Origin of the sequence: Victivallis vadensis, from assembly GCF_003096415.1 — a bacterium.
Lineage (GTDB): Bacteria > Verrucomicrobiota > Lentisphaeria > Victivallales > Victivallaceae > Victivallis > Victivallis vadensis.
This window is the reverse complement of record NZ_QEKH01000067.1, coordinates 1-7,337: the sequence shown is the minus strand read 5'-3', so window position 1 is coordinate 7,337 and position 7,337 is coordinate 1. Positions and strand designations below refer to the sequence as shown.

General features: G+C 50.7%; 7 protein-coding genes and 1 pseudogene. 3 read left to right on the top strand and 5 right to left on the bottom strand.

What is annotated here, in order from left to right:
- Positions 1–67: 67 nt before the first annotated feature.
- From C8D82_RS20265 to C8D82_RS20250, 4 genes are all read right to left on the bottom strand, one after another.
- Positions 68–844, bottom strand: a complete 777-nt coding sequence (locus C8D82_RS20265; RefSeq protein ID WP_116886116.1) for a cupredoxin domain-containing protein — start codon at positions 842–844, stop codon at positions 68–70.
- Positions 845–938: 94 nt separating this feature from the next.
- On the bottom strand, positions 939–2,849 hold the full coding sequence (locus tag C8D82_RS20260; protein WP_116886115.1) for an alpha-amylase family protein: 1,911 nt from the start codon (positions 2,847–2,849) through the stop codon (positions 939–941).
- A 53-nt stretch (positions 2,850–2,902) separates the two neighbouring features.
- On the bottom strand, positions 2,903–3,664 hold the full coding sequence (locus C8D82_RS20255; RefSeq protein WP_390621892.1) for a type II secretion system protein: 762 nt from the start codon (positions 3,662–3,664) through the stop codon (positions 2,903–2,905).
- A 138-nt stretch (positions 3,665–3,802) separates the two neighbouring features.
- Positions 3,803–4,804, bottom strand: coding sequence for a LacI family DNA-binding transcriptional regulator (locus tag C8D82_RS20250; protein ID WP_116886113.1), 1,002 nt, complete (start codon positions 4,802–4,804; stop codon positions 3,803–3,805).
- 157 nt (positions 4,805–4,961) lie between these two features.
- Between C8D82_RS20250 and C8D82_RS20935 the strand changes: the two genes are divergently transcribed.
- The 3 genes from C8D82_RS20935 (at position 4,962) to C8D82_RS20245 (ending at position 7,014) form a co-directional block, all read left to right on the top strand.
- Complete coding sequence (locus tag C8D82_RS20935) at positions 4,962–5,315, top strand: hypothetical protein (RefSeq protein ID WP_133245322.1); 354 nt, start codon at positions 4,962–4,964, stop codon at positions 5,313–5,315.
- Positions 5,316–5,318: 3 nt separating this feature from the next.
- Positions 5,319–5,468, top strand: coding sequence for a PH domain-containing protein (locus C8D82_RS22445; protein ID WP_390621893.1), 150 nt, complete (start codon positions 5,319–5,321; stop codon positions 5,466–5,468).
- Positions 5,469–5,703: 235 nt separating this feature from the next.
- Positions 5,704–7,014, top strand: a complete 1,311-nt coding sequence (locus tag C8D82_RS20245; protein WP_116886112.1) for an ATP-binding protein — start codon at positions 5,704–5,706, stop codon at positions 7,012–7,014.
- A gap of 179 nt (positions 7,015–7,193) precedes the next feature.
- Here C8D82_RS20245 and C8D82_RS22440 read toward each other — a convergent pair.
- Positions 7,194–7,337: pseudogene (locus C8D82_RS22440) on the bottom strand (IS982 family transposase); the annotation flags it as partial.

Below are 7,337 nucleotides of genomic sequence, written 5' to 3'. Positions count from 1 at the left end.
ATCCGAAAAAAGAGAGGAAATTACTGAATTTGTAGTTTCCTCATTGAAATAGAAGTATTTAACATTGTCATAAAATGAAAATTTTTGACAAAAGCGTCGAGGGAGAGAGGTAGTAATGAATGAAAACGGCATTCGCTCCGCTCTTCAACGCCGGAACACGGTAGGTGAAGGTGAGCATCTCCCCAGGTGTCGCGGTTTTGGTGGCTCCGCCCCAAGCGCCGTAACCGACATAGGCACCCGTATCGGAATTCTTGAGGTGGATGTCACCCCCGACCTTCATTCCGGCCGGAATATCCTTTTTCAGCGTGAGTTTGACGTTGAACGTGCCGTCCTTCGCCACCTGAGCTGGCGTTTCAATGGTACACCAGGAACCCTCTTTTTTCCGGACAGCCGTCTCTGCCGCAGCCGTCTCCGCCGCTGGAGCTGATTGCGGCGCGGTCGAGGTAAGCCGGATGGGAGCGCTGCGGTGCTCCTTGACCTTCTCCTTCCAGGTCGCGGGCGTCAGAAAGAACTGCGCAAACACCGTGCTGACTCCCTCTTTCAATTTGGGGATGCGGTAACGGAACGTGGCTTTCCGGCCGGGTTCCAGCGGTTTGGGCTCCCCCCCCCAGGCGGCGAATCCGAGATAGGCCCCCTTGTCGTTGGAGAAATGCAAATCGCCGCCGATTTTTAGTCCCGCCGGAGCGTCGTTTTTCAGGGTGATTTCCACTTCGATCACGCTGTCCGCCGCGATCTGTTCGGGAGAGTTGATCGTGCACCACGGGGAGTCCACCGTGGCGGCGGCTGCGCCGAAGGAAAGTGAGATGGCGGCAGTGAGAATGTGTTTTACCAGATTGTTCTTCATGTTTGATTCCTTTCGTGTAACAAGGGTTTTCCGGGGGGACGAAATTCCCCGGCTGATTTCTAATCGGTTCTTCGGACCTCCTTTCCTGAATCAGTTACAATTGGAGAAGCAGAAAGCCGCCGGCGGAAATTTCCGGAAGCGTCAGCCTGCAGCCTGTTTTCTCATTGCAGAACGGCACCGGTTCCTTCCTGCCGGGGACGAAGAACCACGCTTCCTTCACCGGCCGGCGGCAGAACGGCAGTTTCAGGGCGCTCCCCCCCGGAATCGGTCGTTCGAAGAGATCGTGGTTGATCAGGGAAAGCAGGAAATAGTCCTTGCCGGCCAGAACCTTCCCGTCGAGGAACGGCGCTTCGGCTCGAAACAGCGGTTCAATTCCGGCGCGGAGCAGAAGGTGTTCCGCCTCCAGATTGCTCCGAAAGGAGCCCCATGCGCTATCTGTCGGAGCGTCGGGGAGTGCATAGCCGGCGTCGACGCAGAAATGTTCCAGCATTGCCACCCAACCGCCGCGTTTCCGGAAGGCGGCCAACTGTTGTTTTTCCTCGTCTGAAAGGCCGGCCTCCTGCGGAACGATGAGAAGGCGTATATTCAGTCTGTTGTCTTCCAGATCGCAGGCCCGCACGAAATCGGGCGAAATGCCCGCGCGGGCGAAATCCTTCCAGCAACGGAAGGTCCGCTCGGTATTGCTTTCGAGGTTGGCAAACGAGGCATGATCCTGCTTTCCTTCCGGGTCAGTGTTCTCGACGGCGTCGCACCAGGCGTTGACGTTTTCGGAAAAGAGCACGGCAACGCCGCTGCGGAATTTTTCCGCATTCACCAGATAATCGCTCAACTCCCGGAGCAGCCGGGTCATGGCAACCGCCCGGTCGAACTTCTCAGTTCTGCTGCGATCGCTGTGAAGCATGCCGAAGATGCCCGGCTCCGGGGAGTCCGGATAGGCGTAATCGGCCCGCCACTGGTAATAGAGGATCCCTTTGATGCCAGCTCCCGCAGCGGTGTACGCGTCGCGCTCCCATGCGAATCCGCTCAATCCGACACCCGCGTTGTATTCCATGAGCCAGGCGTGTTTGCCGTAGAGCGCGGCGGCGCTTTCCGCAAGGGCCAGAATTTCGGAAGTGTAATAGTAGTACGCGCCGCATGTAGCGAAATAGAGTGTGATACCGACCAGATCCATCTTTTCGGCGAGGCGGAAATAGTCCTCGCCGCGCAGACTGTTCCCGGGCATCAGCGGACAGGGCATGCAGCAGGTCATGACCTCGCGGGCAGGAGAGATGGCCTTGGCTTCGGCCGCGAGCAGATTGAGGTAATCGTTCAGCCGCTGCAGATGGAAGAGTCTCCACGAGATCCAGTCGGTGGGATCCTGATCTCGTTCCGGGTAGCGGCGAGGCGGTTCCATCCGGGCAGCGGCCTCCGCCGGCTTCCGCCCGGTTTCCACCAGCCATTTCCGCCAGGCGACGATCGACGCCGGATGATAGTCGTACAACCCCTTCGACGGGTAGGCCGGTTCATTGTAGATCTGAAAGCCGACCACGTTGTCGAAGGCGTCGAAGTGGGCGGCGCACGCCTCCGTCGCTTCGCATTCGTCGCGAATCACTGCGGGGTGGTTCAGGCAGTGGCGGACGAACCACCCCCAGTGAAATGGCATCGTTTCGTCATGTTCGTTCCACATGACGACCTCTCGAGAGTCTGGCAGGTCGTAGGAGTAACCCTGCAGCCGCACGATCGCCGCAAGACCGGCTTTCTCCGCTTCGGCGCAGAGCTGGTCCGGCAGCGGAAAATCGATGACAATCTTTCCGTTGTCGCGCCGCACCCGGCCGATCGCCGCCAGCCGTACCAATTCAAATCCGGCTGCGGCCATGTCGGCAAAATCTTTTTTCATTTCACCGACGCGGTCCTGGTCTGGCGGCACCGGATATTTCTGCGGATGAAAGGAGGGGTAATAGGACTGCCCCAAGGCGAAGATCTTCCGGTTCGCCAGATGGAGGATGCCGTTTTTCAGCTGATACATTTCTCCGTGGTCCTTTTGTTAATGTGATACGTGAGAATCCCTGTGTCGACCGGTTACGGTCCCCACACCAATTCCTCATCGCTGCTGAAGGGATAGGAGGAACCCGGATTGGGTAGATCGATCCGCTGCATTCCGGCGTTACCGCCGACGTAGAGGATGCCGCAATTCCCGGCGTGCCGTGCGGCGGGATATCCGAGATCGGTCTCTTCAAAGGGTTTGGATACAAGCTTGTTTCGCGGAGCGAGACGATAGACGCCCCAGGCAAAATCCGGAATCCCCCGGGCGCCGGTTCCCTTCCAGATTTCGGTGAGAAGAAACTGCGTGGAGGGATAGCGGAACCGGACAAGTTTCTGCGCCTTCTGATAATCCTGCATGGCGTAGTTGGGGTGTCTGGTCCATAGTTCATATCCGCCGCTCTTCCCGTCGAGAACCAGCTTGCCGGTGTATGACGGGCAGACAAACACCTTGTTGGAGACATACAGTCCGGAGGTGAGGTTCTTCACCATCTCCGCCCTAGTCGGCGCGTCGCAGTGCCAGCCGGTCAGCCGCACCGGCCAGTAGTAGTTGAATTTTGCATCCGACTCCCATGCGGCAGGAATGAAATCGTTATTATCACCCGCATAGGAGGTCATTCCGACTCCAAGCTGCTTCAGATTAGACGTACATCGGATTGACTTCCCGCTTTCTCGCGCTTTATTCAGAGCCGGCAACAACATTGCCACCAAGACTGCGATGATCGCTATTACAACGAGCAACTCAATAAGTGTAAAAGTATTAAAAGAAAAGTTTTTCCGGAGGAAGTGGAAACTATTCACGCCATAAACGTGAATTTTTTCAAAACCATCCCCTTTTCTATTAGCTCCTGCTCGAAACTTCATTTCCCTTTTCTCCTTTCTGAGGAATCATCGTCCCCAATGTAATACCATTTAATCTGTAACCAGCTATTTGTCATATCATTTCCTTTGATTTTTGATGGATGGGCATTTAGCGACAGACTCTCTCAGGATGAGTTTCCCGACAAATCTGAAAGTTCTGGGCATTCCAAACTCATTTCGTTTTTCGATTCGATCCATCAAAAGTTTGGCGGCATGCTTTCCCATTTCCTGATGGTCAGGACGCAAACTTGTCAACGGTGGGATGGAATACGCCGCATTTTCTCCATCATCAAAAGATACCATACTTAACTGTTCAGGAATGGAAACCTGTTTTCTCCATGCCTGATACAATAACTTTTGCGCCCATTCCTGACCATATGTCAGAATTGCAGTTGCCCGTAATGTTAATATTTGTTGAATCACTTCTTCTGAATAGATGACCGTCGAGGCTGAAATGCCGAATTCGCCGCACAGTTTGCGAAAACTGTTTAACCGCTCCGAAACGCTGTAATGCATTCGCGCAAATGGGGTATCCACATAAAGGATTCGGCGATGACCATATTCATAAAGGCAATTTATCAACAACTTGGTGTTTTCATATTCATCATTGTTGATGATGTCAAGTTGGTGCGAAGAAGAACCGTTTAGAACCAAAAGCGGACATGTCGGTTTGCCAAGCGGAAGCAATTGTTTATCGGAGAGAACGTCAGGAAGTACTAATGCGCTCGTTTTCCAGAATGGTTTCTGATAGAAACTTCGGTTTGGATCTGGAGCGAATGAAAAGTTATATTGATATCCTTTTTCCTGCAATATAGGAATCATGGTCTCAATAATAGACATGGTAGTACCATAACTAAAACGAATATCGGGAGTACTGAAAAGGCAGGAAATCGGAGTATTGACATTAGTACGGAGTGTTTTAAAGAGCATGTTTGGTTCATACCCTGATTGTTTTACATAATCAAGAATTCTTTGCCGTAATTCTGGATTTACTGAGAAATTTTTAGTATAATTATTCAGCACCCGGCTGACTGTTGCAGGTGAAGTACTACATGCCTGAGCTATTTCTTTAAGTGTCATATGAGTTTCCTTCTCCTAGAAATCCGCTTTTCTAAAAATAGAATAGCATAAAAATCACCTTTTGTCAAGAGCTTATTTCATAAAAAATGAATTTCCCCATCTTTTAGATTATATATTCCGTAATGGATTTTTGAAAATGGGCAGAAAGAGTAACATCATGAGATATCGTTCATCAGAACAAGCTGTTCAGTATTGTGACAAAAAGAACGCGGTTCTTTTCTGGTTCCAGTCGATCAAACGCATTCTGGCTTACGCTTTTCACTCTACTTGGAGTATTGCCCTGATCGCGTTTGCCGCCTCACGAATTCTGATCTGGTACAGTACCCCCACTTATATCCCTCTGGTCTGGAGCGCGGGGCTACTTCTGGTTCTGTCATTGATCGCCTGGAAAATCATTCATATCATTCTGCTGCGCAAAGCACAATTCTACTCCATTGCCGAAAAACGGATCATCAGCCGCGGCGGCTTTTTCGTAACCTATCACAATGAGATCAGAGGCAGGGATATCTGAAGCATCCGGTATACTCAATCACTGCTTCAGAGGCTCTTCAATGCCGGAACCGTAATCATCAGCAGCTCAGCCTCACACAACGATATAATTGTCCTGGCAGACATCAACGCCCCGCAGAAATTTCTCCAACTCGTCAATGAGATCAGGCAGTAAATCGCCTGACGACTTGCGGGATCAATAAGAAATCACCCTCCGTTTCTTCAAGTTTGCGTCTCATTTCACCTTGGTTTAAATTCTTTCTACACCAAAAACGAAATAGCCTTTCCCAATGCAGCAAACTACAGCAATACAAATTTTCATTTAAAAAAGTGTTGTTATTATTAATTATTGGTTTGAAATAATGTTGCTTGATGTTATGTTATCTTATGAATATGGGAGAAGCGTATAAATGAAGAGACAAGCAATTGAAAAACTTTACGAGTGGAAGAACTCCGCAGGACGAAAACCGCTGATCATCCGGGGGGCCCGTCAGGTCGGCAAGACCTGGTTGATGAAAGAATTTGGACGGCTGGCGTTCAAAAATATTGTTTACATCAACTTCGACAGCAATTCGGATATTGCGCAATTGTTTGCCGGCAACCTTGATATTCCGCGTCTGATCTCCGGCCTTGAAATCTTCAGCCGGAACAAAATTGTTCCGCAGGAAACGCTGCTGATTTTTGATGAGGTTCAGGAAGCCCCCAGAGCGCTGACCAGTTTGAAATACTTCTGCGAAGAGGCCTCGGAATACGCGATTGTGGCAGCCGGTTCATTATTGGGCGTGGCCATGCACCAGGGAACCAGTTTCCCGGTCGGGAAAGTGAACTTCCTCGATCTTTATCCTATGAGTTTCACGGAATTCCTCAACGCGACCGGGAACGAACAACTGACCGAACTTCTGCAGAAAGGCGATTGGCAGCTCATTACCGGTTTGAAGGATCGTTTTATCGATCTTTTGCGTTTGTATTATTACATCGGCGGGATGCCGGAGGCGGTCCAGTGTTATTTGGATGAAAAAGATGTTTTCAAGGTGCGGGAAGTTCAAAAGCGCATTCTGGATGCCTATGAACAGGATTTCTCCAAACACGCTCCGGCAAATGTGGTTGCTCGAATCCGCATGGTCTGGCAATCAATTCCTTCCCAACTGGCCAGAGAGAATCGAAACTTCATCTACGGTTCGCTGCGCAAGGGCGCGCGCGCCAAGGATTTTGAACTGGCGATCCAGTGGCTCAAGGATTGCGGCCTGATCGATCAGGTGATCCGCCTCGCCAAGCCGGCCATTCCGCTTCCGGCATATGCGGATAACGGTTTCAAGATGTTTCTGCTGGATGTCGGGCTTCTGGGGGCCATGAGCGGTCTTGACGCACAATCGTTGTTGAAGGGCAATGAACTGTTCTCCGAATTCAAGGGAGCTCTGACGGAGCAATACGTGGCGCAGCAACTGCGTTCCGAATCGGGATTGACGCCGTTCTATTGGAGTGCCGAAAGAGCAACCGCGGAGGTGGATTTCCTCTTCCAACAGGGAATGGAACTTTACCCTCTGGAAGTAAAAGCCGAGGAAAATCTGAAGGCCAAAAGTCTGAAGGTTTACTTCGATAAATTTCAGCCGCGTCTGGCCATTCGCTCGTCCATGTCCGATTACCGCAGGGAAGACTGGCTTCTGAATTTACCGCTGTACGGACTCAGCCGTCTTATTCAGGAATGCCAGACGTTGCAATAGATCGGTTGTTTCCAATGAGATCAGGCAGTAAATTGCCTGATGACTTCCCGAAAAAATCCTTGCACTAAATTTCAAGTAGTCCGGCATCCCGGACAAACAGCGGCACGTCTGCCTTCATTCGATATTATTGCATCACCAAAAGTACGTTATTTTCGTACTTAACGCCGTGTGCAAGTTTTTTAACAAAAAATCCGTTCAAATTGTAGAAGCGAATTCCCATATTTCTGGTTGATACAGCAATTGATGGAATGTGCCAACAATTTCCTGCTAATCCGAACAGTCAAATGCCATAAATCTCGGGCTCTGATTTTTTCGGCATTGAA

Bases quoted from the DNA above. Each gene is read 5' to 3' on its own strand.
- C8D82_RS20245 (WP_116886112.1), top strand. From the start codon at position 5,704: ATGAAGAGACAAGCAATTGAAAAACTTTACGAGTGGAAGAACTCCGCA.
- C8D82_RS20250 (WP_116886113.1), bottom strand. From the start codon at position 4,804: ATGACACTTAAAGAAATAGCTCAGGCATGTAGTACTTCACCTGCAACA.
- C8D82_RS20935 (WP_133245322.1), top strand. From the start codon at position 4,962: ATGAGATATCGTTCATCAGAACAAGCTGTTCAGTATTGTGACAAAAAG.
- C8D82_RS20265 (WP_116886116.1), bottom strand. From the start codon at position 844: ATGAAGAACAATCTGGTAAAACACATTCTCACTGCCGCCATCTCACTT.
- C8D82_RS20260 (WP_116886115.1), bottom strand. From the start codon at position 2,849: ATGTATCAGCTGAAAAACGGCATCCTCCATCTGGCGAACCGGAAGATC.